This window comes from Prosthecodimorpha staleyi (assembly GCF_018729455.1).
In the GTDB taxonomy this organism is placed as follows: Bacteria; Pseudomonadota; Alphaproteobacteria; order Rhizobiales; family Ancalomicrobiaceae; genus Prosthecodimorpha; species Prosthecodimorpha staleyi.
Window position 1 is genome coordinate 104806 of sequence record NZ_JAHHZF010000012.1, and the last position, 24531, is coordinate 129336.

20 protein-coding genes and 1 pseudogene are annotated in these 24531 nt (G+C 68.6%); 12 read left to right on the top strand and 9 right to left on the bottom strand.

All coding sequences use genetic code 11. The features are described from left to right. Positions 1-3: 3 nt before the first annotated feature. From argS to surE, 11 genes are all read left to right on the top strand, one after another. Positions 4-1761 carry an arginine--tRNA ligase gene (gene argS / locus KL771_RS22285; RefSeq protein ID WP_261970716.1) on the top strand — a complete coding sequence of 586 codons (1758 nt, stop codon included), beginning with the start codon at positions 4-6 and terminating at the stop codon, positions 1759-1761. A gap of 75 nt (positions 1762-1836) precedes the next feature. Then, positions 1837-3927, top strand: a complete 2091-nt coding sequence (locus KL771_RS22290; protein WP_261970717.1) for an SPOR domain-containing protein — start codon at positions 1837-1839, stop codon at positions 3925-3927. 188 nt (positions 3928-4115) lie between these two features. After that, entirely contained in the window at positions 4116-5138 is a 1023-nt protein-coding gene (nagZ, locus tag KL771_RS22295; protein ID WP_261970718.1) for a beta-N-acetylhexosaminidase, read from the top strand. A gap of 29 nt (positions 5139-5167) precedes the next feature. Continuing rightward, complete coding sequence (locus KL771_RS22300; RefSeq protein WP_261970719.1) at positions 5168-6058, top strand: segregation and condensation protein A; 891 nt, start codon at positions 5168-5170, stop codon at positions 6056-6058. A 128-nt stretch (positions 6059-6186) separates the two neighbouring features. Then, positions 6187-6828: an SMC-Scp complex subunit ScpB gene (scpB, locus tag KL771_RS22305; protein ID WP_261970830.1), complete on the top strand. Its 642-nt coding sequence runs from the start codon at positions 6187-6189 to the stop codon at positions 6826-6828. 121 nt (positions 6829-6949) lie between these two features. Then, the gene (locus KL771_RS22310; protein WP_390867469.1) at positions 6950-8077 is read left to right on the top strand and encodes an ABC transporter ATP-binding protein; all 1128 of its coding nucleotides are present in this window, start codon (positions 6950-6952) and stop codon (positions 8075-8077) included. Positions 8078-8336: 259 nt separating this feature from the next. Further along, complete coding sequence (locus KL771_RS22315; protein WP_261970720.1) at positions 8337-8588, top strand: twin-arginine translocase TatA/TatE family subunit; 252 nt, start codon at positions 8337-8339, stop codon at positions 8586-8588. A gap of 170 nt (positions 8589-8758) precedes the next feature. Next, entirely contained in the window at positions 8759-9322 is a 564-nt protein-coding gene (gene tatB, locus KL771_RS22320) for a Sec-independent protein translocase protein TatB (RefSeq protein WP_390867472.1), read from the top strand. A 4-nt stretch (positions 9323-9326) separates the two neighbouring features. Next, positions 9327-10112: a twin-arginine translocase subunit TatC gene (gene tatC, locus KL771_RS22325; protein ID WP_261970722.1), complete on the top strand. Its 786-nt coding sequence runs from the start codon at positions 9327-9329 to the stop codon at positions 10110-10112. Positions 10113-10251: 139 nt separating this feature from the next. Next, positions 10252-11526, top strand: coding sequence for a serine--tRNA ligase (gene serS / locus KL771_RS22330; RefSeq protein WP_261970723.1), 1275 nt, complete (start codon positions 10252-10254; stop codon positions 11524-11526). Between the two features lie 86 nt (positions 11527-11612). Then, positions 11613-12371 (top strand): 5'/3'-nucleotidase SurE, encoded by a 759-nt coding sequence (gene surE / locus KL771_RS22335; RefSeq protein WP_261970724.1) that lies wholly within the window; start codon positions 11613-11615, stop codon positions 12369-12371. Between the two features lie 242 nt (positions 12372-12613). Here the strand turns inward: surE and KL771_RS22340 are convergent, their stop codons facing one another. The 6 genes from KL771_RS22340 to KL771_RS22365 form a co-directional block, all read right to left on the bottom strand. Next, positions 12614-13288, bottom strand: a complete 675-nt coding sequence (locus KL771_RS22340; RefSeq protein WP_261970725.1) for a DUF502 domain-containing protein — start codon at positions 13286-13288, stop codon at positions 12614-12616. Between the two features lie 147 nt (positions 13289-13435). After that, positions 13436-14410, bottom strand: coding sequence for an agmatinase (speB, locus tag KL771_RS22345; protein ID WP_261970726.1), 975 nt, complete (start codon positions 14408-14410; stop codon positions 13436-13438). Between the two features lie 131 nt (positions 14411-14541). Further along, a complete protein-coding gene (rpsI, locus tag KL771_RS22350; RefSeq protein ID WP_261970727.1) occupies positions 14542-15027 on the bottom strand; it encodes a 30S ribosomal protein S9 in 486 nt (161 codons plus the stop codon). A gap of 2 nt (positions 15028-15029) precedes the next feature. After that, entirely contained in the window at positions 15030-15491 is a 462-nt protein-coding gene (gene rplM / locus KL771_RS22355; protein ID WP_261970728.1) for a 50S ribosomal protein L13, read from the bottom strand. A 290-nt stretch (positions 15492-15781) separates the two neighbouring features. Beyond that, positions 15782-16768: a hypothetical protein gene (locus KL771_RS22360; RefSeq protein WP_261970729.1), complete on the bottom strand. Its 987-nt coding sequence runs from the start codon at positions 16766-16768 to the stop codon at positions 15782-15784. Between the two features lie 228 nt (positions 16769-16996). Next, the gene (locus tag KL771_RS22365) at positions 16997-17410 is read right to left on the bottom strand and encodes a PaaI family thioesterase (protein WP_261970832.1); all 414 of its coding nucleotides are present in this window, start codon (positions 17408-17410) and stop codon (positions 16997-16999) included. A gap of 713 nt (positions 17411-18123) precedes the next feature. On the opposite strand from KL771_RS22365, the pseudogene KL771_RS22370 reads away from it, so the two are divergent. Then, positions 18124-20274, top strand: a pseudogene (locus KL771_RS22370) (Rne/Rng family ribonuclease); the annotation flags it as partial. Between the two features lie 997 nt (positions 20275-21271). Here the strand turns inward: KL771_RS22370 and plsY are convergent. From plsY to KL771_RS22385, 3 genes are read right to left on the bottom strand one after another with little or no spacing between them, the layout of a single operon-like run. Then, positions 21272-21919 (bottom strand): glycerol-3-phosphate 1-O-acyltransferase PlsY, encoded by a 648-nt coding sequence (gene plsY, locus KL771_RS22375; RefSeq protein WP_261970731.1) that lies wholly within the window; start codon positions 21917-21919, stop codon positions 21272-21274. A 40-nt stretch (positions 21920-21959) separates the two neighbouring features. Then, positions 21960-23294 (bottom strand): dihydroorotase, encoded by a 1335-nt coding sequence (locus KL771_RS22380; RefSeq protein WP_261970732.1) that lies wholly within the window; start codon positions 23292-23294, stop codon positions 21960-21962. A 14-nt stretch (positions 23295-23308) separates the two neighbouring features. Further along, on the bottom strand, positions 23309-24265 hold the full coding sequence (locus tag KL771_RS22385; RefSeq protein WP_261970733.1) for an aspartate carbamoyltransferase catalytic subunit: 957 nt from the start codon (positions 24263-24265) through the stop codon (positions 23309-23311). Positions 24266-24531: the final 266 nt, after the last annotated feature.

Below are 24531 nucleotides of genomic sequence, written 5' to 3' on the forward strand. Positions count from 1 at the left end.
CTTATGAACGTCTTCGTCGATTTCACGATCCGTGTCCGCAAGGCGGTCGAAAGCCTGGGGCTGACGGCGACCGACGGATCGGCGCTCGATCTCACGAGGATCCTGATCGAGCCGCCGCGTGATCCCGCCCATGGCGACCTCGCCACCAATGCCGCCATGGTGCTCGCCAAGGCGGCCGGCGAGAACCCGCGTCAGCTGGCCCTGAAGCTGGTCGGCGAACTCGCCGCCGATCCCGACATCGCCGAAACCGAGGTCGCCGGGCCGGGCTTCATCAACCTGCGTCTGGTGCCGGCCTACTGGACCGACCTCCTCGGTGCGATCCTGCGCGCCGGCGACGCCTTCGGCCGCTCCGGCCTCGGCCGCAATGCACCCGTCAACGTCGAATATGTCTCGGCCAATCCGACCGGCCCGATGCATGTCGGCCACTGTCGCGGCGCGGTGTTCGGCGACGCGCTGGCCAATCTGCTGGGCTATGCGGGCTGGTCGGTGACCAAGGAATATTACATCAACGATGCCGGTGCCCAGGTCGATGTGTTGGCCCGGTCGGCCTATCTGCGCTACCGCGAGGCGCTCGGCGAGACGATCGAGATCCCGGAGGGCTTCTATCCGGGCGACTATCTGAAGCCGGTCGGCGCGGCGCTGGCCGCCGCCCATGGCGACGCTTTGCTGTCGAAGCCGGAGGCCGAATGGCTTCCTGTCGTCAAGCGGGCGGCGATCGATGCCATGATGGCGGAGATCCGCAAGGATCTGCAGCTCCTCAACGTCCATCACGACGTCTTCTTCTCCGAGGCCAGCCTGCAGGAGCCGGGTCACGATCGGGTCCGCCAGGCGATCGCCGCGCTGGAGGCCAAGGACCTAATCTATCGCGGCCGGCTGGCACCGCCCAAGGGGCAGCTGCCCGACGATTGGGAGGATCGCGAGCAGGTCCTGTTCCGGTCGAGCGCATTCGGCGACGATACGGACCGCCCGCTGATGAAGTCGGACGGCAGCTACACCTATTTCGCCTCGGACATCGCCTATCACTACGACAAGTATCTGCGCGGCTTCCACGAAATGATCGACGTCTGGGGCGCGGACCATGGCGGCTACGTGAAGCGCATGCAGGCCGCCGTCAAGGCGATGACCGGCGATGAGGGCGGGCTCGACGTAAAGCTCTGCCAGCTCGTGAAGCTGTTTCGGGCCGGCGAGCCGGTCAAGATGTCCAAGCGGTCGGGATCCTTCGTCACGCTGGCCGACGTCGTCGAAGAGGTCGGCCGCGACGCGGTCCGCTTCATGATGCTCTACCGGAAGAACGATGCGCCGCTCGACTTCGACTTCCAGAAGGTGACAGACCAATCCAAGGATAATCCGGTCTTCTACGTGCAATATGCCCATGCCCGCTGCCGATCCGTCTTCCGTCAGGCTGCCGCGGAATTGCCGCATTTGGACCTGTCGGACGCGGCCTTGGCGGCGGCGCCTCTGGCCCTTTTGAGCGATCAGGGCGAGTTGGCACTGGTGCGTCGCCTTGCCGAGTGGCCCCGGCTGGTCGAATCCGCAGCCAGCGCACACGAACCGCACCGGCTCGCCTTCTACCTCCACGACCTCGCCAGTGAACTGCACGGACACTGGAATCGGGGCAAGGAACTGCCGCAATTACGCTTTATTAACGTTGACGATCCATTGTCGTCCTCAGCCCGATTGGCAATGGTGCGTGCCGTTGCTTTGGTTCTCGAGTCCGGGCTCGCTATATTGGGTGTCACGGCACCCGATGAAATGCGATAATCGGATTGCGAGCACACTCCGGGTGCGGTGCTCCGCGCGACGAAGTCCGTCGCGCGACGGAGGTGGACAGATCCGATGGCCGAACTGAAGCGACTGCCAACCGGTTATGACGATCGCGGACCTCAGGATCGCTCCTACGAGGATGATCCGCTGGTCGAACTGGCCCGAATCGTCAGTGGCGGCGCTCCTTTCCCGGAGCCGGCGCAGCGCGGCCGTGCGGCCGCGCCGGAGCCGCGGGCGGCGATCCCCGAGCCCCAGCCGCGTGCCGAAATCGGTCGCCAGCCGATGCCGAATCAACTGTCCGCCCTGGAACAGGAATTGTTCAGCGAACTGCGCTCGACGGTCGATCCCGATCGCACCCCGCGCGCCCGCGTCCAGCCCGCGGCGAGCGCCGCTCCGCCTCCGGCCCCCCAACCGCCTGCCGCCGCGCAGCCGGTCGCACAGAGAGCCGCCATGTCCGCGCAACCCGCTCCGCAGCCCGTCCGCCGCGAACCCGCGCCGGCACCGTCCCAGGCTGCCGGCGGCGACTTCGCCTCGCATCTTGCCAACGAACAGTATCGGTACGTGCAGAGCGGCGTCGCGGCCGGGTCCTACGATCCCGCCTTCGACGATTTCTTCGACGAGCCGACCATGCTGATCGATCCGCAGCAGCAGCGGACCGGCCAGCAGGCCGGCGCCCATCAGGGCGCTGCGGCGCATCACGGCGCCACGGGCCATGCGCTCGGCGGTCAGAGCCAGGGCGGTTCCCAGGGGTATTCCGGCCGCACTCAGGGTGGCCACGGCCCCCTCCCCGGCGCGCAACCGGGCAGCCAGCGGCCGGCGCCGGCTGCCTCCGATTTCGCCACCCCGCCGATGCCGCCGTCCGTCGATAGCCGGGTGCGCGCACCGCAGGTCGAGCCGACCTTCGGCGAGTTCGGACGCGAGGAGATCGCCGCCGCCGCCCGGGAAGCGCAGCCCTATCTCGGCGGCGCTCCGGCCATGCCGGAACATCCGCATTCGGAACGGTCCGCCGCGCGCCACGTCGCACGTGAGCCCCGCCGCGGCCTGATGGCGGCGGGTATGGCGCTCGGCGTCTTCGTGCTCGGCGGCCTCGGCTTTCTCGGCTGGCGCGCTTTCGCGACGCCCGGCGATGGCGGCACGCCGCCCCTGATCGCGGCCGATCCCAAGCCGATGAAGGTCAAGCCGGAAGGTCAGGCGACCGGACCGAGCGGCCCGAAACTGACCACCGACGGCAGCGGTGAGGACAAGTCGCGTCTGGTCACCCGCCAGGAAGAACCGCTCGACCAGGTCGCCGGCCGCACCCAGGACGGCCGCAACGTCCGGGTCATTCCGGGCGCGCCGAACTCCGCCGTCGCCGAGCAGCCGCGCACGGTGCGCACCGTCGTCGTTCGTCCGGACGGCACGATCGTACCGTCGGGCGATCCGGCCCGCACGGTGACCACCACGCCGGTCCGCATCGGCGAGCCCGCCTTGCCGCCGGGACCGGCGCAGCCGGTCGTCTCCCTGCCGCCGCGGGCCAACGATCCGATCGCGGCGCTGTCGGCCCCCAAGGCGCCGTCGACCGGCCCGGTCACGTCGGTCGGGTCCGGTGCGCCTCCGTTGCCGGCCCCCGGCCCGGCGCCGGTCACCACCGCCGCAACCCCGCCGCCGGCCGCGCCCAAACCCGTTGTGGCGACCCCGGTCACGGCGCCGCCGAGTGCCAATCTCGGCTTGCCCGGAACGCCGCCGGCACCGCCGAAGCCCGTCGTGGCCCCGAAGCCGGCCGTCGCCTCGCAGCCTCTGCCCGCCGCGACCGGCGCGCCGCTTGCGCTCGGCGCCGTTCCGCCGACCCGGCTCGCCTCGAACGGTCCGGCCGCAACCACGTCCACGCCCGCTCCCGCCGCGCTGGCGCCGCCCGCTCCGATCAGCGCTCCGCCTCCCGCAGCGTCCGGCGACGGCGCCTGGGCCGTGCAACTTGCTGCCGCTCCGTCCGATGCAGAAGCGCGCCGGGTCATCGCCGATGCTCAGCGCAAATATTCCGGCGTCCTGGGCGGCCGGTCGACCTACGTGCAGGTGTTCGGCAACTATCATCGGGCGCGCGTTTCGGCGGGCTCGGAGAGCGAAGCCAAGGCGCTCTGCGAGCAGATCAAATCCCAGGGCGGCGTCTGCTTCACCACCCGACGCTGACCGCGCGAGAACGCATCGCCATGGCGGCCGCCGCTCTCTGAACGGCGGCCGCAGCGCGTGACGGGGGCCGGAACGGGAGCATGCGCCGGGCCGATCCCCGGAATGGCCGCCTGACCATCGCGCCTGCAGCCTGCGGCATCGCCGTCTTGTCACGGATCGCCCCCATCCGCTCCGAGGAGATCGAGGCCATGTCGTCCAACGCCGCCTTCATTTCCGGCTGTGCCGGCTTCGAACTGACCGACGAAGAGGTCGCCTTCTTTCGCGACGCGCGGCCCTGGGGCTTCATCCTCTTCAAGCGCAACATCCAGGATCGCCGGCAGGTCTCTGCCCTGACAGCGCAATTGCGCGACGTCGTCGGTCGGCCGGACGCGCCTGTGCTGATCGACCAGGAGGGCGGTCGCGTGCAGCGGATGGGGCCGCCGGAATGGCCGGCCTATCCGTCGGGGCGCGCCTTCGGCCAACTTGCCGAGCGGGATTCCGCCGCCGGGCTGCGCGCAGCCTGGCTCGGCGCACGGCTGATCGCGGCCGACCTGGCCGAGGTCGGCATCGATGTCGACTGCCTGCCGGTGCTCGACGTGCCGGTGGAAGGCGCCCATGACGTGATCGGCAACCGCGCCTATGGCCGCGAACCGACGATCGTGTCGGCGCTTGGCCGGGCGGCCGCCGAGGGGCTGATGGCCGGCGGCGTGCTGCCGGTCGCCAAGCATATTCCCGGCCACGGCCGCGCCGGTGTCGACAGCCATCTGTCGCTGCCGGTGGTCGATGCGCCGCGCGCAGATCTCGAGGCGACCGACTTCCCGCCCTTCGCCGCGCTCGCCGGCCTGCCGCTCGGCATGACCGCGCATGTCGTCTACACGGCGATCGATCCCGATCGGCCCGGCACCCTGTCGCCCGTGGTGATCGAGGAGATCATCCGCGGCCGCATCGGTTTCAACGGCTGCCTGATGACGGACGACATTTCCATGCAGGCCCTGGCCGGATCGCTGCGCGAACGCAGCCGGGCTGCGCTCGACGCCGGGGTCGACCTCGTGCTTCATTGCAGCGGCCGCCTCGAGGAGATGCGGATGGTCGCTGGCGCCTGCCGACCGCTCGACGGTGCGGCGGCCCTGCGGGCGCAGGCGGCGCTCGACGCGCGGCGGCGGCCGGAGCCGATCGATCTGGCGGCCGCGCGCGCGGAACTCGCCGATCTGATGGCCGCGGCGGTCGTCTGACCGGGCGGCCCGAACCCGGGGATCCGACGATGCCGGCCGAAAGCACCCGGACCGTGCCCCCCGCCTCCGCTGCCGCAGGCCGCGTCGGCCCGGTGCCGGACGCCGCGGAGGACTGGAACCGGCCGGTGCGCACCGCGCCGGCCGCCGGCCCGGCCGAAGACGGCGGCCCCGCACTGGTGGTCGATGTCGACGGCTTCGAGGGGCCGCTCGATCTGCTTCTGAGTCTTGCCCGCGCCCAGAAGGTCGATCTGGCGCGCATCTCGATCCTGGCGCTGGCCGAACAGTATCTGGCCTTCGTCGAGGCCGCCCGGGAGACCCGGCTGGAGCTGGCGGCCGACTATCTGGTCATGGCCGCCTGGCTCGCCTATCTCAAATCGCGCCTGCTGCTGCCCTCGCCGCCGAGCGACGACCAGCCGAGCGGCGAGGAGCTGGCCGCCGCGCTCGCCTTCCGCCTGCAGCGGCTCGAGGCCATGCGGGCCGCCGCCGGTGCCCTGATGGAGCGGCGCCGGCTGGGCCGCGAGGTGTTCGCGCGCGGGCGCCCGGAGGCGGTAGCGGTCGACCGGCAGGATGTCTGGCAGGCGAGCCTTTACGATCTCCTGACCGCCTATGCGGGCCTGCGCCAGCGCCAAATGGTCACCACCGTGCGGGTCGCGCGGCGCCAGGTCTGGGCGCTCGCCGACGCGCGCGTCATCCTGGAGCGCCTGGTCGGGCGGATCGCCGACTGGACACCGATCGTCACCTTCCTCGGCGCCTATCTGTCGCCGGAGATGCGCGCCACCGTGATCGCATCCTCCTTCTCGGCGAGCCTGGAACTGGTGCGCGAGGGCAAGCTGGAGATCCGCCAGGCCGAGGCCTTCGAACCCCTCTTCATCCGCACCCCGCCCGCCCCGCGCGACGAACCAGCGCGAGGGTCGGAATGAACCGGCCCGACGGCGACCCTCAGGACCGGGACGACGCGCCATCCGCCGATCCGGACGCCTCGACCGCAGCCGACGGAGCCCCGGATCCGGCGCCCGGCGGTGGTCCCGAACGGGCCGACGTCCGGCGCATGGTCGAGGCGCTGCTGTTCGCCGCCGCCGAGCCGCTCGACGAAAGGACCCTGGCCGAGCGCCTGCCGGCCGGCGCCGACCTGCGCGGCGCCCTGCGCGACCTGGAGGCGGACTACCGGGCCCGGGGGGTCAATCTCCTGCGCGTCGCCGGCAAGTGGATGTTCCGCACGGCCTCCGATCTCGCCTGGCTGATGGCGCGCGAGGCGCATGAGACCCGTCGCCTGTCGCGCCCGGCGCTCGAGACCCTGGCGGCGATCGCCTATCACCAGCCGGTGACACGGGCCGAGGTCGAGGCGATCCGCGGCGTGGGCCTCTCCAAGGGCACGCTCGATGTCCTGCTCGAAACCGGCTGGGTCCGGATGCGCGGGCGCCGGCGGACGCCGGGCCGCCCGGTCACCTACGGGACAAGCGAAGCCTTCCTGATCCATTTCGGCCTCGACAGCCTGCGCGATCTGCCCGGTCTCGAGGAATTGAAGGGCGCAGGCCTGCTCGAAGGACGCATTCCGCCCGGCTTCCATGTGCCCATGCCGACCGACGATCCCGCACTGACGCCCGACGAGGACCCGATCGAGCCGGGCGAACTCGCCGATCTGCTGACCGCCGACGAGGCAGACGAGCCCGAAGAGGCCGATGGAACCTGACCCGGCATCGCGGCGCGTGCCGGCATCACATGTCCAAGGTCCGGGATGAAATGCCGGGTCCGAAGCCCTATAGAGGAACCTGGCGGAGCCAGCCGCCGGTCCCGCGGAGAGCCGAGCCGCCTTGTTCACGATCGATCGTCACGCATCACCGCTTCGAACGACGCCCGCCCCGCGCGCCAAGGCCGCTGCGACCATCGCCGCCCGCCTGACTTTCGAGGCCGTCAGCCATGCCTATGACGGAGCCCCGTCCCTGCGCGGCGTGACGCTCGATGTCGAGCCCGGCGAGGTGCTGTGCCTGCTCGGGCATTCCGGCTGCGGCAAGACCACCCTGCTCCGGCTTGCCGCCGGCGTCGAGCGGCCGGCCGGCGGCCGCGTGCTCGTCAACGGGCGCGAAGTGAGCGGTCCGAACGTCTTCCTGCCGCCCGAGCGGCGCGGCATCGGCCTGATGTTCCAGGACTATGCGCTGTTTCCGCACCTGACCATCCTGGCCAACGTCATGTTCGGCCTGACCGCACTGCCGAAGCGCGAGGGCGAGCGCGAGGCGCTGCAGGCGCTCGCCCGAGTCGGGCTGGAGAGCCACGCCTTCGATTATCCGCACGAACTGTCCGGCGGCGAGCAGCAGCGCGTCGCGCTCGCACGCGCCATTGCCCCGCGGCCCTCGGTCCTGCTGATGGACGAACCCTTCTCGGGCCTCGACCGTCGGCTGCGCGATTCGGTGCGCGATGAGACCCTCGCCGTCCTGCGCGAGACGCGTGCCACATCGCTGGTCGTCACCCACGATCCGGAAGAGGCGATGCGCATGGGCGACCGGATCGCCCTGATGCGTCAGGGACTGCTGATCCAGGTCGGTACGGGCGCCGAAATCTACAATGCGCCGGCCGACCTCTTTACCGCGCGCTTCTTCTCCGAACTGAACGTCATCCAGGGCCGTGGCACCCAGGGCGCGGTAGCGACGCCGGTCGGCAGCTTCGCGGCGGCCGGATTGGCGGAAGGCGCCTGGGCGGATGTCGCGATCCGGCCGCAAGGCGTACTGCTCGACCGGCCCGGCACCGGCATTCCCGGCCGCATCATGGAGCGACGCTTCCTGGGTGAGGTCGACCTGTTCGATGTCGCCGTCCAAGGCCTCGACGGTACCGTCAAGGCGCGCCTGCGCGGCGGCGGCGCACTGGCGCCCGGCGCGGATGTCGGCGTCACAATCGATCCCGCGGAAGTTCTGGTCTTCCCCAAGGAGGCTGCCGGCCCCATATAGACCGCCATGATCGTGTTCCGCCGCGCGGATCCGCCGCCGGGCGACCGGACGCGGAAACCGTATCTCGCGCCGGCGGTGCCAGTCATGTTGCGGCACAACAGCAGTTTTGCCATAGTGCCGGCCGCATCGCCGCCAAAGGTGATCTCCGCGAGGAAATCGGGACCCCGTCCCGGCGCGAAGCGATCACGGGACATCGACGACACGCGGACGGCGCGGGGACCAGACCGGCCCCGGACCGTCTCGCACGGAGAAAGACGAAATGGGTTCCTTGAGCATCTGGCATTGGCTGATCGTCCTGGTGATCGCGTTGCTTCTGTTCGGCCGCGGCAAGATCCCCGAACTGATGGGTGACTTCGCCAAGGGCATCAAGAACTTCAAGAAGGGCATGCAGGACGACGAGGCAAAGGCCGATACGCCCCCGCCGCCGGCTTCCACCGTGCCCCCGAAGACCATCGAGAACCATCCGACCGACAGCCGGGCCACGTCCGAGGACAAGTCCAAGGCCGTCTGATCTACACGCCCGGCAGGCGCTGCCGGCGCGGAATTCCGCATCGGCCGACTTGCGCCGGAGGCGTCCGGCATGCGACTTGGCGGTAATACGGGACGGGCGAACAGACCCCGGCTCCCATCAGGGACCGGGGCAGCCCGCGGGACGAGATGCTGGACATTGCCTGGAGCGAAATGCTCATCATCGGGGTCGTGGCGCTTGTCGTCATCGGCCCCAAGGATCTCCCCAAGATGCTCCGGATGGTCGGCCAGACCATCGGCAAGGTCCGGCGCATGGCGGCGGAGTTCCAGGGGCAGGTTAGCGAGGCGATCCGCGAGGCGGAACTCGACGACGTGAAGAAGAGCGTCGAGGACCTGAAGGCCCTCAACCCCGCCAACATGATCCGCAGCGAGATCGACGCCGCCATGGCGCCCGTGCATCAGGTCTCGCAGGACCTGAACGCCGAACTGTCGCGCATCGAGGCCGGGCTTGACTCCACGCCGGCGACAACGCCGGCCGGACAGGCCGAAGGCTTTGCCGCCGATCCGGCGCCGGCCGAAACCGTGACTGCCTCCGCTGAGCCATTGCCCATGCCGAGCGCCGAAAGCCTGTCTCTGCCCGAGATCGCCCCCTACGAGCCGCCGGCCATGCCGCCGCGCCCGATGGGCCTCGAAGGCCCGCCGCCGATGCCGGACCTTGCCGCCATGCCGGCCGCTACGCCCGATCCGATCGACCCCGTACCGCCGAAGAGCGCCTGATTCCATGAGCGAAGAGGACGATATCGAAGCCTCCAAGGCGCCGCTGATCGAGCATCTCATCGAATTGCGGTCGCGCCTGATCCGCGCCATCATCGCAATCGTGATCGCCTTCATCGTCTGCTTCGCCTTCGCGAAGTCGATCTACAACTTCCTGGTCTGGCCCTACGACCTGACCATCCGGCACATGACCGGCAAGCCCGCCGTAATGATCTTCACGGCGCCGCAGGAATTTTTCATCACGCAGATCAAGGTGGCCTTCTACGGCGCCCTGTTCTTCGCCTTCCCGGTCATCGCGACGCAGATCTACAAATTCGTCGCCCCGGGGCTCTATAAGCACGAGAAGCAGGCCTTCACGCCCTATCTGATCGCCACGCCGGTCTTCTTCGTTCTCGGCGCCGCGCTGGTCTATTTCATGCTGCCCATGGTGCTCGGCTTCTTCGCCGGCATGCAGCAGACCGGCGAGGGCGAGATCAAGATCGAGCTCCTGCCGCGCGTCAGCGAGTATCTGTCGCTGATCATGTCGCTGACCTTCGCCTTCGGCATCGTCTTCCAGATGCCGGTCGTGCTCACGCTGCTCGCCCGGATCGGCTTCCTGACCTCGACGGACCTGCGCGAGCGCCGCCGCTGGGCGATCCTGATCGCCTTCGTGGCCGCCGCGGTGCTGACGCCACCCGATCCGCTCAGCCAGATCTCGCTTGCGATACCCACCATCCTCCTCTACGAACTCACCATCTTGGCCGTCCGCTTCGTCGAGCGGCAGAAAGAGAAATCCGCGGCGAACGCTTCGTGAGCGTGAGGCCCGGGCGGGGTCGGCCCCTCGCGGGCGCATGATCCCGCCGGGATGGCAACGACCTCTTCCCCCGAAGGCATGACGCCGCTTTCCGTCGGATCCGCGCAGATCGCGCGCCCGACCGTGCCGAGGGACGACGATGTTCGATATCCGCTGGATCCGCGACAATGCCGAGGCTTTCGACCGCGCGCTGGTGAACCGCGGCAAGGCTCCGCTGTCGGCCGGCCTGCTCGAAATCGACGACCGCCGCCGCGCACAGATGACCCGCCTGCAGGAAATGCAGGCGCGCCAGAACGCCGCCTCGAAGGATATCGGCAAGGCCAAGGCGACCAAGGACGAGGCCCGGGCGCAGGCCCTGATGGCCGAAGTCGCCTCGCTGAAGGCCGACATCCAGGCCGGCGAGGTGGCCGACCGCACCATCCAGGCCGAGCTCGAGGCCGCGCTCGCCGAGATCCCGAACGTCCCGCAGGCCGACGTGCCGGTCGGGGCCGACGAGCACGGCAATGTCGAGGTGCGCCGGGTCGGCACGCCGCGCGCCTTCGACTTCGCGCCCAAGCAGCATTTCGAGATCGGCGAGGCGCTGGGCCTGATGGATTTCGAGACCGCCGGCAAGGTCTCGGGCGCCCGATTCGTGTTCCTGAAGGGCAAGCTCGCCCGTCTCGAACGCGCGCTCGGGCAGTTCATGCTCGACCTGCACACCGACGTGCACGGCTATACCGAGATCGACCCGCCGTTCCTGGTCAAGACCGAGAGCGCCTACGGCACCGGCAACCTGCCGAAATTCGCCGAGGATCTGTTCCGCACGACCGAGGGCTTCTGGCTGGTGCCGACCGCCGAGATCCCGCTCACCAATATCGTGCGCGAAGAGATCCTCGACGAGACCGCCCTGCCGTTCCGCTTCACCGCCTGGACGCCGTGCTTCCGCTCGGAAGCCGGTTCGGCGGGGCGCGACACGCGCGGCATGATCCGCCAGCATCAGTTCCTCAAGGTGGAACTGGTCTCGATCACCACGCCGGAGCATTCGGCGGCTGAACACGAGCGCATGACGGCGGCGGCCGAAGAGGTGCTGAAGCGGCTCGAACTGCCGTATCGCACCATGGCGCTGTGCACCGGCGACATGGGCTTCGCCTCGCAGAAGACCTACGACCTGGAGGTCTGGCTGCCCGGGCAGAACGCCTATCGCGAGATCTCGTCCTGCTCGAACTGCGGCGACTTCCAGGCCCGGCGCATGAATGCACGCTACCGGCCGCAGGAGGGCAAGGGCACCCGCTTCGTGCACACGCTGAACGGCTCGGGCGTCGCCGTCGGCCGCGCCCTGGTCGCGGTCCTGGAAAACTACCAGAATGCCGACGGCAGCGTCACGGTCCCGTCGGTGCTGCGGCCCTATATGGGCGGCCTGGAGGTGATCGGCTGACCGGCTCCGCGGCCGTCGGCTCCACACTTCCGCCCTCACCCGCACCGTCGGCCGCCCGCGGTCACTATTCTCTCGCCGAGGTTTCCATGCGCATCCTGATCACCAATGACGACGGCATCCATGCGCCGGGCCTCGCCGTGCTGGAAGAGATCGCCCGTGCGCTGTCCGACGACGTATGGGTGGTGGCACCGGAGACCGACCAGTCAGGCAAGGCGCACTCGCTGACCCTGTCCGATCCGCTGCGCCTGCGCGAGATCGACGCACGCCATGTCGCGGTGCGCGGCACGCCGACCGACTGCGTGATCATGGGCCTGCGCCACGTCCTGCCGGCGCGGCCGGATCTCGTCCTGTCGGGCGTCAACCGCGGCGCCAACATCGCCGACGACGTGACCTATTCGGGCACCGTGGCGGGCGCCATGGAGGGTACCATCCTGGGCGTGCCGTCGATCGCGCTCAGCCAGGCCTTCGGCTGGCCGAAGGGCTCGGACGTGCCCTGGGACACCGCGCGTACCCATGGCCCGGACGTGATTCGGCGCCTGATCGAGGCCGGCATTCCGGACGGCGTACTGATGAACGTCAACTTCCCGAACCGCCCGGCCGACGCCGTCACCGGCGTGATCGCGACCGCCCAGGGCGAACGCAACGGCGACCTGATCCATGTCGACGAGCGCATGGACAACCGCGGCTTCCCCTACTACTGGATCGCCTATCGCCCCAAGCGCCTGGAACCGCTCGAAGGTACCGACCTCTGGGCCCTCGACCAGGGCGCCATCTCGGTCACCCCCCTCCGCCTCGACCTGACCGACCACGGCCTGCGCCAGAAGCTCGCCCATACGTTCCGATAGAGCGCATATCGGGCAGCACTTCGGCCTCGCGACCACGTGGCGAGTGTATGTCGATCTCTCGGCGTATCCCCGGACAAGGCCCGCAGGGCCGCCGATCCGGGGCCCACTCGCCTCACAGCGACATCAACTTCATCCCCAAAAACATGAGCTTAAGGCGCGTCGCCAGCAGAGTGGGTCCCGGCTCTCCGCTGCGCTTCGGCCGGGATTGCGGTTTCCGGGCGGGCACTGAATGTGCGCTGCCCTCAGCCCGGCGTGTCGGCGACGGGGAAGCGCAGGCGTTCCTCGGGCACCACGAGGCCGGCGGAAATGACCAGCTTGGCCGCATCCTCGATCGACATGTCGAGCAGGATCACATCGCGGCGCGGCACGAACATGATGTAGCCGCCGGTCGGGTTCGGGGTGGTCGGGATGAAGACGGTCAGGAAGTCTGAATCCGGGCCGAGCCGGGCGCGGATTTCGCCGCGGGCGGGGGCCGAGACGAAGACGATCGACCACACCCCCTTGCGCGGCCATTCGATCAGGCCGGCCTGGGTGAAGCTGTTGGCGCGATTGGCGACCACGGTCTCGAAGACCTGCTTCAGCGTCTTGTAGACCGGGCGAACGAAGGGCGTGCGGTCAAGCAATTGCTCGCCATAGGAGATCAGCGAGCGGCCGATCAGCGAGGCGGTCGCCGCGCCCAGCATGGTGATGCCGATCATGCCGACCAGCAGCCCGAAGCCCGGCAGGGCAAAGGGGAGATAGGTATCCGGGTTCCAGGACGGCGGGATCAGCGGCTTGACGGTCGCATCGACCCAGTCGATCAGCGATCGAGCGATATAGAAGGTGATCGCCAGCGGGCCGACCACCACGATGCCGGTCACGAAATTGTTGCGCAACTGCGTGACAGCATTCTGCCGCTGCTGATGTTCCTCCGCCATCCGGTCCCCGTCGTGACACGCCCACCCGCCGGGATGCTACTCGGGTCGGCGCGTCGGCAAAAGCCGTTTCGCGCGGCAGGCCGTAACGTCGTACCGCATCATTCCTGGGCAATCGGCGGCGCGTCATTGCCGGCTAACGAAATCGGATCAGTCGCCGCGACGGCTTTCCGCCAGGACGCCGAGATAGGTCTGTGCGACCGTCGAAGCCGCGATGGCGGTGATGTCGGCGTGATCGTAAGCCGGCGCCACTTCGACCACGTCACCACCGACGAAGCCGATATCGCCGAGCGCGCGCAGGATCGACAGCGCCTCGCGCGAGGACAGCCCGCCCGCCACCGGCGTGCCCGTGCCGGGCGCGAAAGCCGGATCGAGGCAGTCGATGTCGAAGGTCATGTAGGCCGCCCCGGAGCCGACGCGGTTCTCGATCCGGCGGATGACGCCGAAAATGCCGATATCGTCGAGTTCGTAGCCGTGGATGATCTCGATGCCGCAGGTCTCCGGTGCATGGGTGCGGATGCCGACCTGGATCGAACGCTCCGGATCGATCACCCCCTCGCGCACGGCGCGCAGGACGAAGGAACCATGGTCGATCCGCTCGCCGTCGTCGGGCCAGGTGTCCTGATGGGCATCGAACATGACCAGGCCGAGCGGGCCGTAGACCGCCGCATGCGCCTTGAGCAGCGGCCAGGTGACGGAATGGTCGCCGCCGAGCGAGAAAAGATGACAGCCGGCATCCAGGATCTCGCGCGCCTGGCGCGCGATCAGGCCATGCGCCTCCCAGGGACGGCCGTAGTCCCAGACCGCGTCGCCATAGTCGACCACCGCGAGGGCGGCGAAGGGATCGGCCTCGAAGGGATATTGCGGGTCGCCGTCGAAGATCGCCGAGGCCCGACGGATCGCCTGCGGACCGAAGCGGGCGCCGGAGCGGTTGGAGACGGCGCTATCGAACGGGATGCCCCAGACGACCGCATCGACGCCGGCGAGATCGCGCGTCAGCCGCCGCCGCATGAAGGACAACACGCCGCCATAGGTCGGCTCGGCCGCGCCGCCGAGCAGCGACGGCCCGAACACGGCATTGTCGGTCGGACGCGGGCGAAGGGGATCGTTGGTGGGCTCGGCCATGGCCGATGGCTAGCATGCTCCCGCGCGAGCGGCCAGCCCTCCCGCGCCCATCGGCAGACGCCCACCCGAAAACGACGAAGCGCCCCACAAGGGGGCGCTTCGAAACCGTGGCGAAAGCCGATCGGAACCGATCAGCGCTTCGAGAACTGGAAGCTGCGGCGGGCCTTGGCGCGGCCGTACTTCTTGCGCTCGACGACGCGGCTGTCGCGGGTGAGGAAGCCGTAGGGCTTCAGAGCGCCGCGCAGTTCCGGCTCGAAATAGGTCAGGGCCTTGGAGATGCCGTGGCGCAGAGCGCCGGCCTGGCCGGACAGACCGCCGCCCTCGCAGGTGGCGATCACGTCGAACTGGCCGTCGCGGTTGGCCGCCAGGATCGGCTGCATGATCAGCATCTGCAGGACCGGGCGAGCGAAATAGCTCGTGAAGTCCTTGCCGTTGACAGTGATCTTGCCCGAGCCGCGAACCAGCCAGACGCGGGAGACCGCATTCTTGCGCTTGCCGGTGGCATAGGCACGGCCGAGCTGGTCGACTTTGCGCTCATGCACCGGAGCGGCCGCCTGCGTGGAGGCGGCGACGCCCATGGCCTGGCCGAGTTCGGAGAGAGACTGGACTTCGGTCATGATCAGGCCCCCACATTCTTGCGGTTGAGCGACTTCACATCGAGCGCCACCGGCTGCTGGGCGTCATGCGGATGCGAACCGCCGGCATAGAGCTTCAGATGCGTCATCTGCTTGCGGGCCAGCGGGCCGCGCGGCAGCATGCGCAGCACGGCCTTCTCGAGCACGCGCTCCGGGAAGCGGCCCTCGATGATCTTGCGCGCGGTCCGCTCCTTGATGCCGCCGGGATGCCCGGTGTGCCAGTAGTAGACCTTGTCGTTATACTTGTTGCCGGTCAGCACGACCTTGTCGGCATTGACCACGATGACATGGTCGCCGCAGTCGACATGGGGCGTGAAGGTCGGCTTGTGCTTGCCGCGCAGGCGCATGGCGATGAGGGAAGCGAGGCGACCGAGCACGACGCCTTCGGCGTCGATCAGGATCCACTTCTTCTCCACCTCGGCCGGCTTCGCCGAATAGGTGCTCATGGGTTTCGTCCTGGTTCAGGAGAAAGGTAGAAGGAGTCGGACCGGCTCCCCTGCCCTCCCGGACCCGCTGCCGGCACCTCGGCGCCCGGCACGGATCGGGCGAACCCTGCGGGATCGTCCGAAAACGAGACGACGGCCGTCGCCGGCCGCCGCGTTCGGGGTCTGATGTACTGGCACGAAGCCCACAAGTCAAGCGTCACATTGGGCGCGTCAAATCCAATTATCCGTTCAAGATCATAATGTTAGAACTATGTGGCCATATAATACCGCTATACGGTATGATGTTGCCGTCAGAATTCGAGGCCGACCTTGAGCATGCCGCGATGCCGGTCGAAGGCATCGAGATTGAGCCGGCCGTGGCTGTCCGGGCCGTTGCCCCAGACCTGCGTGCTCCAGGCCGCCGCGACCGACACCTTGCCGCTGATCTTCCAGAAGAAGGTCGGCCCCAGGTACAGGGCCGTCCCCTCGCGCTTGCCGAACACGTCCTCGAAAGCCGATTCGAGACGCGCCTCGGCGCCGACCGTGGCCCGCTTAGTGAAGCGCCAGGACAGCGCGCCCGAGGCGAAGACCGAGGATTCGCTCTCCCAGGCCTCGCCGTTCTCGCGGCCGCGGCCGAGCTCGAAGCCGGCATTGGCGGCCGCATAGAGCGTGTTGGGCATCACGACCCAGTCGCTCAGCGCCGTCAATCCGCCCTGATAGAATCGGCCGGATTGGCCGCTCGCCTCATCGTGGCGGCGCCATTCGAGCTCGCCCTCGACCGCGAAGCCGACCGGGCCGTCGATATCCTTCTGCAGGATGGCGATCTTCGGCGAGACCGACAGTCCGTCAAATCCGAAGCTGGAAATGTTGTCGAGCTCCGGAACCTTGCGCACGCGATGGGCGTCGGTGAAGGCCGCAAAGCCCATCTGGATGCGATCGGTGATGCCGTATTCGGCCTCGGTCTCGGTCTGGAAGGCGCGATAGCTGCCCTTGGAACGGCCGAAGGCGCCGGTCAGCGTCGAGCTCGCCTCCCACTTGCCCTCGCCGGCGGTGGCCGCGCCCTGGCTGAAGCCGAAGGCGTCCTCGACCTCGAAACCGTCGTCCTCGACTTCGACCGCCGCCGCAGGTGCCGGCGCGGGCTTGGCCGCCGCGACCGGCGCCGGCTTGACGGGGGCCTTCGCGGAGGCCGCCTGTGCGCCGCTCGCCGCGCAGGTCAAAAGCGTCGCAGCAACGCAGGCAAGCAGCCATCCAGCCAACGGTGCGGCAACCACACGGCGATCGGACCGATTCAACGTCATCTTCGCATCCCCCAGTTGCCCCGAAGAGTGCCGCTCCGTGATCCGCCCCGCAACCGGCGGATAGAGCCCGACGGACGCAGCGTCCGGACTGTGGCCGGACGGTGACAATCCACGGAAGGACTTGGGAAATCCCTAAGACGCAGAACCCTTTCGGGCGGCGTTCCGGCACGGAATCGATCCATCGCCTAAGAGAATTCTAAGTCTCGCCAGACCCGATCCGAAGCCCCCTCATCGCGTCGGGATCGAGTAGGTCATGGTGACATGCGCGACGACCGTATCGCTGCCCTCGGCGCGCGTCGCGCATTCGACCACGAACAGCCGCTTGCCGGCCTTCAGGATACGGCAGGTGCACAGAAGATCGCCGGGGTCGGGCTTTGACAAGAAGTTGATCGTCGCGCTGGTCGTCACCGCCAACCCGACCGGCCCGAGATGGCCGAGCACCACCACATAGGCGGCGAGATCGGCAAGGGCGAACAGCGACGGCCCCGACACTGTGCCGCCGGGTCGCAGGTGCCGATCCTGCGCGCTCAGGCGCATCACGGCTATTCCAGGCGAGAGGTCGTCGATCGAAAAGGCACGCCCGCCGATGTGAATCTGCGGAAATTCGCGGTCGAGGAAGTCGGAAACCTCCTCCCGGGTCATCTTCAGCGTCGTCGCCACCCTATTCCCCCCACTCGTCATGCCGGATCAACCGCACTTTAGCCGCGCGACAGCAACCGTCGAGACGGTCGAAGGGTTTGGATGAGGCACGCTGCTTTTCCTTGCAATGGAGTACCGGCCTCCTTAAAAGATGGGGACAAGGAATCCGTCCTCCGTCCGAACATGCGTCCGGTAAACGATGTCGCGACCGAGTGCCCGTCAGGTTCGCCAGAGCGGCCGACCACGAGGAGCGCTTGAGCATCGTGATCTTCCCACCGGACGTTCGACCGGGAGGCGTCTCCGGGGCTCCTTGCCGGCGCTGTTGCGCGGACATCGGAGCATCCGCCGACGTGCCGTGCGTATACCGTCCGGCTCCGACGCGAAACAAAAACCGCCAACCGTCCCGAACGGCTGCCTCGCGAGGGCGCGTCGGGAGGCTGGCTCCACCGCTGCGCGGGGCACGCGTCGGCGGACATACTCGAGCGACAGGGTCCATGCCGAGGCCATGAGGGGTACGAACGGTCGCAGCGTGACGGAAGGGGGGTCGGCACAGGTCCGGACGCTCTACCGTCACTGTCCGTCCGTGCCCACGCGTTTCGCCGCCTCCGCGACCGACCTGTCAATTCTCATGAATCCCAACAAGACGGCCTCCCCTGAGCCCGGTCACCGCATGCGGTTGCCGGGCTTTGGCGCGTGGGCCGCGGAGCAATTCATCCATGGCCAACAAGATGCTCATCGACGCCACCCACCCGGAGGAGACCCGGGTCGTGGTGGTGCGCGGCAGCCGGGTCGAGGAATTCGACTTCGAGGCCGCCAACAAGAAGCAGCTCAGAGGTAACATCTATCTCGCCGTCGTGACGCGCGTGGAGCCCTCGCTCCAGGCCGCCTTCGTCGACTACGGCGGCAATCGGCACGGCTTCCTGGCCTTCTCCGAGATTCATCCGGACTATTACGACATCCCCCATGCCGACCGCGTGGCGTTGCTCGAGGAAGAGTCGCGCATGCATTCGGCCGAGGACCGCGAGGACAGCCGTCCGCGCCGCGCCAAGCCGGCCGCGAATAACGGCGACGATGCCGCCGACGACGGCGACGGCGATGAGGACCAGGTTGAATCGGTCGGCTCGGAGGACGCCCTCGAGGAACTGCCCGAGCGCCGTTCGGCCCCGAAGCTGAAGCGCCACTACAAGATCCAGGAAGTGATCAAGCGCCGCCGGGTTCTGCTGGTGCAGGTGGTGAAGGAGGAGCGCGGCAACAAGGGCGCCGCTCTGACCACCTATCTGTCGCTCGCCGGCCGCTATTCGGTGTTGATGCCGAACACTGCACGCGGTGGTGGCATTTCGCGCAAGATCACCAATCCGACCGACCGCAAGCGCCTGAAGAAGATCGCCCAGGAGCTGGAAGTTCCGGAGGGCATGGGGGTCATCGTCCGCACCGCCGGCGCCGCCCGCACCAAGGCCGAGATCAAACGCGACTTCGAATATCTCCTGCGCCTGTGGGAGAATGTGCGCGAACTGACCCTGAGTTCCAAGGCGCCCAAGCTCGTCTATGAGGAAGGCAGCCTGATCAAGCGGTCGATCCGTGATCTCTACAACAAGGATATCGACGAAATCCTGGTTGCCGGCGACGACGGTTATCGCGAGGCCAAGGACTTCATGCGCATGCTCATGCCGAGCCATGCCAAGAACGTCCAGGCCTACAAGGAGCCGGCTCCGGTCTTCACCCGTTTCGGCGTGGAGAGCCAGCTCGATGCGATGTTCTCGCCGCGCGTGACCCTGCGCTCGGGCGGCTACATCATCATCAACCAGACCGAGGCGCTGGTCTCGATCGATGTGAACTCGGGCAAGTCGACGCGCGAGCACAATATCGAAGATACCGCGCTGCAGACCAACCTGGAGGCCGCCGAGGAGGTCTCCCGGCAGCTGCGCCTGCGCGATCTGGCCGGCCTGATCGTGATCGACTTCATCGACATGGAGGAGAAGCGCAACAATCGGTCGGTCGAGCGCAAGCTCAAGGATTGCCTGAAGAACGACCGTGCGCGCATCCAGGTCGGCAGGATTTCGCATTTCGGCCTGATGGAGATGTCGCGCCAGCGCATCCGCACAGGCGTGCTGGAATCCTCCATGATCGTCTGCCCGCATTGCGGCGGCTCCGGCATGGTGCGGTCGACCGAGTCGGTCGCGCTACATGTCCTGCGCAGCCTGGAGGAGGCGCTGATCAAGTCGGTGACCAACGATCTGATCGTGCGGACCCGCACCGGCGTGGCCCTCTACATCCTCAACCAGAAGCGCGCGCATCTCGCCGACCTGGAACGGCGCTTCGGCCTCGACATCACCATCCTGGCCGACGATCACGCCTCCACGGGCGGCCATCTGTTCGTCGTCGAGAAGGGTGAACCCGTCAGCCGGCCGGCCATCGCGCCGCCGCCGCCCGCCCAGGTCACGCCGCAGACGGTGGAGCCGGAAGACGAGATCGAGGACGAGATCGACGAGGACGAGATCGAAGCCGAGGGCGAGGCCGAGAGCGACGGCGGGCGCCGCAGCGAGGGCAGTCCGCGTGCGGAGACCGACGGTGAAGGCGCCAATCGTCGCAAGCGCCGCCGGCGTCGGCGTGGCCGCGGCCGCAACGGCGAGGGCCAGGTGCAGGGCGCCGCGCCACAGGCGGCCGACAACGACGACGCTTCCGACCGCGTCTCCTACGAGGACGAAGGCGAGGGCGTCGATGACGCCGATGGCGACGACGAGGGCGATGCCGAGGGCAACCGCACGCCGCGTGCCGAGGGCGACCGCCAGAACGCCAACAACGAGGCGCGCAAGCGCCGTCGCCGCGGACGCCGCGGCGGCCGTCGCAATCGTCGCGAAGGCGAGGACGGCGGCCTGCCGGGCGAGACCCGTGATCAGCGCGAGGAAGGCTTCGCGGGTGACGGGGAGTTTGCGGGCGACGGAGAGATCGATACCGGACCGACGGCCCAGGAACTGGACGAAGGCGGAATCGAGACGCCGATGCCGTCGGATGTCGCGTCCGAGCCCGTCGCCGAAGCCGTGACCGACGAGGCTGCGGCGGAGACGCCGATCGCCGAGGGTGAGGCACCGGCGCCGGCCAAGGCCGCCCGCAAGTCGACCCGCAAGGCGGCCGGCGCCAAGGCCGCCTCCGCGAAGGGCACGGCTTCCGCAAAGGACGCCGCGACCGAGACAGAAGCGGTCGCCAAGGAGCCCAAGCCGGCCAAGCCTCGGACGCCGCGCAAGTCGGCCAAGGCGAAGGCTGCGGAAGCGGCTGCCGAGGCGGCTGCGGCGCAGGCCGCGGATGGCGATGCGGCCGCGCCGGAAACCGCCGCCGCATCGGTCGAGACGGCGGACGCCGTCGAGATCCCGGCGGTGAAGCCCGAGCCGACTGCGGTCGCCGAACCGGCTGCACCCAAGCCCGCGCCGGAGCCGGAGCCCGCACCGCCGGCCCGCGTTCGGACCGAACTCACCTCGACCGAGATCGATCCGTCGAAGCCGAAGCGTTCCGGCTGGTGGGCCAAGAAGGGCTGACCGCGCGAGAGCCCGTCCGGACTGCTTTCACCCCGCCAGGCTTCCGGCCTGGCGGGGTTTTCATTTTCGCTGCACCCGGATTTCGTCGCGTCGTCGAAGGGATGCCGTGCGGCCGTCGGTCGACCGGGTGCCGGCTTGCGGATAGGCATCGCCGGCCCGAACCATCGCCCGCGAAGGATCGAGCGGTGGTCTGGAGAACGCACGCATGTGGGGGGCGGCGCACTCGGCGCCCAAAACGAGAGCCCTCGGATCGCGGTAGCCGATCCGAAGGTCCGATGACGCCACCGTCGAATGGAATTGGCCGCTCGCCTCGGGGGCGATGCGGATCGCACCCCTACCCCTTCGAGCCGATCCTGGTCTCGGTGCCGGTGAGCAGGCGCCTGATATTGGTGTGATGCTTGGCGATCACCAGCAGGCTCATCGCCGCCATGACCACCGCAACCCGATGATCGCCCTCGAAGGCGGTCCGTTTCTCGGCGGACAAGGCGATGCCGGGGCCGAACCAGATCGCCGGCGGCACCAGCACCATGGCGCTGAGCGCGGCGGCCGAAGAATAGCGGCTGAAAAAGGCGACGGCCAGCCAAACGACCGCGAAGACCAGAAGCCCGGGCGGATAGAGGCCCGCCAGCACGCCGAGATAGGTCGCAACCCCCTTGCCGCCCTTGAAGCCGAGCCAGACCGGGAAACAATGGCCGATCAGTGCGGCCGCGCCAGCGGCGAGCGCGGCGTCCTGCCCGAAGCGCCCGGCGACCAGCACCGCGATCGTGCCCTTGAGCGCATCCGCGAGCAGCGTTGCGGCGGCGAGCCCCTTGCGGCCGGTGCGCAAGACGTTGGTGGCGCCGATATTGCCGGAGCCGATATTGCGCACGTCGCCGAGCCCGGCCGCCTTGGTGATCAGCAGCCCGTAGGGCACCGAGCCCATCAGGTAGCCGTATAGCGCGGCGACTGCGAGCAGGGGAAAGGCGGAGGCGAGATCGGGCATGGGCGTTTCCGGAAGCGGGCGGCGGACGGAATGGCGACGGTCAACGGTAGGCGTGCACCGTGCGCCCCGCAACCAGGGTCCGGAGCACCCGGCCTTCGAAGCGGGCATCCTCGAAGGGGGTGTTCTTCGAGCGCGACAGCAGAGCCGCCCGGTCGAGCACCCAGCCGACCTGCGGATCGACCACGATCAGATCGGCCGGCGCTCCCGGCTTCAGCGTGCCGCCTTCAAGGCCGAGACGCGCGGCAGGCCGCGTCGACAGCGCGGCGACCAGCGTCGACCAGCCGATATCGCGATTGTGGACCAGACGCAGCGCCGCGGCCAGCAGGGTCTCCAGGCCGACGGCGCCGTCGGCCGATTCCGCAAAGGGATGGCGCTTGGTCTCGACATCCTGCGGATCATGACTGGACACCACGAAATCGATGGTCCCGTCGGCGAGCCCTTCGATCACCGCTCGCCGGTCGTCCTCGGCGCGCAGTGGCGGCGACAGCTTCAGGAAGGACCGGTAGGTGCCGATGTCGAGTTCGTTCAGCGTCAGATGCGCGATGGAGACCGCGGCGGTGACATCGAGCCCGCGCCCTTTGGCGGCGCGCAGGATGTCGACGCTGGCGGCGGTCGAGACCTGTGCGGCGTGATAGCGCCCCCGCGTCAGCGCGACGAGCCGCATGTCGCGCTCGAGCATGATGGTCTCGGCTTCGCGCGGAATTCCCGGCAGGCCGAGCCGGGTTGCGAATTCGCCCTCGTTGACGACGCCGCTGCCGGCGAGCGTCGCATCCTCCACGTGATGGGCGACCAGCGCGCCGAAATCACGCGCATAGGTCAATGCCCGGCGCATGGTGGCGGCACTGGCGACCGAGCGGCGCCCATCCGTGAAGGCGACCGCGCCGGCATCCTGCAGGAGGCCGATCTCGACCATCTCCTGGCCGAGGCAGCCGCGCGTCAGCGCCGCCATCGGATGCACGCGGACCACCGCGGTGTCGCGGGCACGCCGCATGACGAAATCGACCAGGGCCGGGTCGTCGATGACCGGATCGGTATCCGGCATGGTGATCATGGTGGTGACGCCGCCGGCCGCCGCCGCCCGGCTCGCCGACGCGAAGGTTTCGCGATATTCGTGACCGGGCTCGCTGACGAAGACCCGGGCATCGACGAGACCGGGCAGGACCAGCCGACCGGCTCCGTCCATGACCTCCGCGCCATCCGGAACGCCCTGGTTCAGTGCGTCCGGGCCGGCCGCCGCGATGCGGCCTTCGATGACCACGACGGTTCCGACCGCATCGAGATCGCGCGTCGGGTCGACGACGCGGGTCCCGGTGATGACCAGCGGTCGGTCGTCGCCGCGGCGGCCGCGGGGTGAAGAGACCTCGGAGATGGACAAGGCGGCGTCTCCGGTCACGCGTTCGGAAGGTGTTCGGCGAGCGTCTCGAGCACCGCCATGCGTACGGCGACGCCCATTTCGACCTGTTCGGCGATCAGGCTCTGCGGCCCGTCGGCGACCTCCGGGTCGATCTCGACGCCGCGGTTCATCGGGCCGGGATGCATCACCAAGGCGTCCGGCTTGGCATGGCCGAGCTTCTCCTGGTCGAGACCCCAGAAGTGGAAATACTCGCGCACCGAGGGCACGAAGGCGCCGGCCATGCGCTCGCGCTGCAGGCGCAGCATCATGACGATGTCGCAATCGGCCAGTCCCCGGCGCATGTCCGTAAAGACATCGACCCCCATCCGCTCGATGCCCCGGGGCATCAGGGTCGAGGGGCCGATGACGCGGACGCGCGCGCCGAGTGCGTTCAAGGCGATGATGTTGGAGCGTGCCACCCGGCTGTGGGCGACATCGCCGCAGATCGCCACCGTCAACCCGCGGATGGTGCCCTTGTGCCGCCGGATGGTCAGGGCATCGAGCAGCGCCTGGGTCGGGTGCTCGTGCGCGCCGTCGCCGGCATTGACCACCGAACACGACACCTTGCGGGCCAACAGATGCACCGCCCCGGCCGCATGGTGGCGCACCACAAGGATATCCGGGTGCATGGCGTTCAGCGTCGTCGCGGTGTCGATCAGGGTCTCGCCCTTCTTCACCGACGATGAGGCGACCGACATGTTCATGACGTCGGCGCCGAGGCGCTTGCCGGCAATCTCGAAGGACGACTGCGTTCGGGTCGACGCCTCGAAGAACAGGTTGATCTGCGTGCGTCCACGCAGGACGGTGCGCTTCTTCTCGACCTGTCGAGAGACCTCGATCTGCGCTTCCGCGCGATCGATAAGGGCGACGATCTCGTCGGGAGCGAGGTCTTCGATCCCGAGGAGGTGCTTGTGCGCGAAAGGCGCGCGGGCGGACGTTTCGGAGCTGATCATTAAAGCCGTCGCTATAGGTGGAACGGCTGCCGTCGGCAAGGGACGAGACCGCCTCAAGATTGCCTATCCACCGAAATCCGAGAGGGTGTCGATCGGCGCCGCCCCTCCCCCATCCACCCGGCCCTGCTGCGGCCGAGATTCACAAGACTCAGCCAACTGGTGCCGGGAGACCGGGATGGGACGCCGGGAGCCGAAGGCGAATGAAGCCTGCACCGTCAGAACGGACCTTCGCGAACCGCATCCACCAGACAGGAAAGGGCACGATC

Coding starts and splice junctions, on each gene's coding strand:
- argS (WP_261970716.1), top strand. CDS start 4: ATGAACGTCTTCGTCGATTTCACGATCCGTGTCCGCAAGGCGGTCGAA.
- KL771_RS22290 (WP_261970717.1), top strand. CDS start 1,837: ATGGCCGAACTGAAGCGACTGCCAACCGGTTATGACGATCGCGGACCT.
- nagZ (WP_261970718.1), top strand. CDS start 4,116: ATGTCGTCCAACGCCGCCTTCATTTCCGGCTGTGCCGGCTTCGAACTG.
- KL771_RS22300 (WP_261970719.1), top strand. CDS start 5,168: ATGCCGGCCGAAAGCACCCGGACCGTGCCCCCCGCCTCCGCTGCCGCA.
- scpB (WP_261970830.1), top strand. CDS start 6,187: ATGGTCGAGGCGCTGCTGTTCGCCGCCGCCGAGCCGCTCGACGAAAGG.
- KL771_RS22315 (WP_261970720.1), top strand. CDS start 8,337: ATGGGTTCCTTGAGCATCTGGCATTGGCTGATCGTCCTGGTGATCGCG.
- tatB (WP_390867472.1), top strand. CDS start 8,759: ATGCTCATCATCGGGGTCGTGGCGCTTGTCGTCATCGGCCCCAAGGAT.
- tatC (WP_261970722.1), top strand. CDS start 9,327: ATGAGCGAAGAGGACGATATCGAAGCCTCCAAGGCGCCGCTGATCGAG.
- serS (WP_261970723.1), top strand. CDS start 10,252: ATGTTCGATATCCGCTGGATCCGCGACAATGCCGAGGCTTTCGACCGC.
- surE (WP_261970724.1), top strand. CDS start 11,613: ATGCGCATCCTGATCACCAATGACGACGGCATCCATGCGCCGGGCCTC.
- KL771_RS22340 (WP_261970725.1), bottom strand. CDS start 13,288: ATGGCGGAGGAACATCAGCAGCGGCAGAATGCTGTCACGCAGTTGCGC.
- speB (WP_261970726.1), bottom strand. CDS start 14,410: ATGGCCGAGCCCACCAACGATCCCCTTCGCCCGCGTCCGACCGACAAT.
- rpsI (WP_261970727.1), bottom strand. CDS start 15,027: ATGACCGAAGTCCAGTCTCTCTCCGAACTCGGCCAGGCCATGGGCGTC.
- rplM (WP_261970728.1), bottom strand. CDS start 15,491: ATGAGCACCTATTCGGCGAAGCCGGCCGAGGTGGAGAAGAAGTGGATC.
- KL771_RS22360 (WP_261970729.1), bottom strand. CDS start 16,768: ATGACGTTGAATCGGTCCGATCGCCGTGTGGTTGCCGCACCGTTGGCT.
- KL771_RS22365 (WP_261970832.1), bottom strand. CDS start 17,410: ATGACCCGGGAGGAGGTTTCCGACTTCCTCGACCGCGAATTTCCGCAG.
- plsY (WP_261970731.1), bottom strand. CDS start 21,919: ATGCCCGATCTCGCCTCCGCCTTTCCCCTGCTCGCAGTCGCCGCGCTA.
- KL771_RS22385 (WP_261970733.1), bottom strand. CDS start 24,265: ATGATCAGCTCCGAAACGTCCGCCCGCGCGCCTTTCGCGCACAAGCAC.